The 2,409-nt window shown below is 37.4% G+C and carries 2 protein-coding genes; both read left to right on the top strand.

Annotated features, from left to right (window positions below; all coding sequences use genetic code 11):
- On the top strand, positions 1–834 hold an 834-nt coding region (locus FNH22_RS32530), incomplete at its 5' end, for a T9SS type A sorting domain-containing protein (protein ID WP_221420399.1).
- 188 nt (positions 835–1,022) lie between these two features.
- On the top strand, positions 1,023–2,409 hold a 1,387-nt coding region (locus tag FNH22_RS31640), incomplete at its 3' end, for a hypothetical protein (RefSeq protein WP_143402547.1).

Here is a 2,409-nt window from a genome sequence, read left to right as displayed (position 1 = left end):
CCTTCTGTAACCCTGGACGCTGGTGGTGCTATTGGTCAGGTTGTTAGAATACAATCCAACCTTACCACTACATTGAACCTCGCAGAAGTAGAGGTATATGGATCTCAATCAAATACAAATACCAACAATACCATAACGATTCAAGAAAATACGACTGGTTTTTGTGATGTGGATGGTGTGATCCAAAGTGCTGATGCAGGTTATACAGGTATCGGTTATGCCAATACATCTAACGCAATGGGAAGAGCAATAGATTGGGAAATAGATGGTGCTGCTGGATCTTATACTTTCGTATGGCGTTATTTAGTAGGCTCTCCCAGGACTGCAAATCTCATTGTTGACGGAACGACCGTGGCCAGTGGTATTTCATTTGTCAACACACAAGGAGGCTGGTTAACAGCAGAAGCAACCGTTAGTTTAGGAGCAGGAGTAAAATCTATAATTCTAAGTTCTACCAGTAGTATGGGCCTTGCAAAAATAGATTATGTTGAAGTCACCGGGCCAAATGTTGCCGTTTCGGGGTGTACAAATTCAGCAAATACAAGTTCAGCAAGAACAAGTTCAGGAACAACGACGCTTGGTGTGGAAACCTCAGACGCTGATGGCGTACTTTATGTCTTCCCGAACCCTGTAACAGATATACTTAACGTTAAAATTAGCGGTTCAAAAACGGCTCAGCTGGATATAATCAATTATGCTGGACAAAGAGTGCTTTCTCAAAATATTAAAGTGGCAAGTGCAGTTGTTGATTTAAGTAGCCTCTCTTCTGGGGTATATATCCTTAAAGTAACAGATGGACAGCAAGTACAGACCAAGAAAATAATTAAAAAATAAGCTAATAAAAACCTTGATTATAATACCAGTGATTCCGTTCACGGGTGTTATTTCTTATTTAAAATAAACTAGTATCAAGTTATGTAAATGTTGATACTGGACTTGAGGAAAACTTTCGTACAGGACTAAGTCTCATTATAATTTATAACCGAAGAAACAATAAATACCAACACCTTAAAACTAAAATTATGAAAAAATTTAACCCGTTAATGTTCTTTTTTTTAAAAAACACACTGTTTTCACGGATGAAAACAGTCGTTTTATTGGCTTTTTTAATCGTTTGTTCTGATATGGTAAACGCACAGACCTCAGAAGTTCCATGGATGGAAGGCTCCTGGGGAGTACGATTAATTATTAGAGGCGGAAAAGATCTAGATACTTTTGTTGATACTAATGGTTATGACTACGTTGAAGAAGCTAGGCGGATAGTTAGAGATTACCCTACTATGGGTCACGTTATGACAAATTTTACCAACAATGCAAATAGTAGCTTATTTCTTTTAAGAGATAATCCCGATTTACCTGGTTTAGCTAATCAACTTAATGAGCGATTTTTTCCAAGCCCACAGAATGAACAAATTATTCTTGATGTTATACAAGTATTTAAAGATGCAGGTATTAAAGTGATTCTATACATAAATCATAAGCCCTCTATGGCCAATGGTACTACAGCACAAGTAAATTCCTGGAATAATTATGTAGCTAGTAATAACACAAACAACTTTCAAGCTTTTGAAGATATATGTGTAGGCTTTGCAAAGCGTTTTGATGGCTTAATTGATGGCTATTGGATTGATAATTTTGGAGGTGGCGTAGAATCTATTCCTGTAAAAGATAGGTTTATTAATGCACTTTTAGATGCTCATACTATACAAAAACCAGCTATTGCTACAAATTGGAAAAAATCATATTTCCCTGGTATTAAAGTGGATTCGGATGGTCCTGGTGAAAGAGATCCGGATGATTATCAAATAATAAAATATCAAGCTAACGATATGTGGTCTGATTTTACACATGGTCACGTTACCTCTATAGGTGGACAAAAAGCACCATCAAATTCTTTTGGGTATGATGAATTTACAGTTCCAGACTTTGAAGTTAGTGGTGTATCTGTAAGTTCTGAGTCAGGTAAAACACTTGTAAAACATATGTTTGCCCCAATTCGAAGACGTTGGTCTCAATATGATGAACCATTATATTACGATGAAGATCAAGCCTATAGATTTATAAAAAGAATTACAGATGCTGGAGGAGCAATTACTTTTTCTACAACAATTGGGCCTGGTGGTATAGGTCCGGCAGATGAGATAGCGGTATTAAAGCATGTGGATGCACAATTGACGGCTAATGCGGATTACGTGCCCTATGTTAGGCCGGCAGGTGCATTTTTGGTGGGTGAGACAACACCTAATTACAATCAAGTTATTGATTTCAAAAAGATAGATAATAAACAAGTGGGTGATCCAGACTTTTTTCCTTTTGCATATGCGAGTTCCGGAGCCCCGGTTACGCTTACCAGTTCAAACCCTAATGTGGCTACCATTGTAAACAATAAAATTCGTATTCAAGGAGAGG

This window comes from Fulvivirga sp. M361, assembly GCF_007097395.1.
In the GTDB taxonomy this organism is placed as follows: Bacteria; Bacteroidota; Bacteroidia; order Cytophagales; family Cyclobacteriaceae; genus Fulvivirga.
The sequence above is the reverse complement of the archived record's forward strand: the minus strand, read 5'-3'. Positions and strand labels throughout refer to the sequence as shown.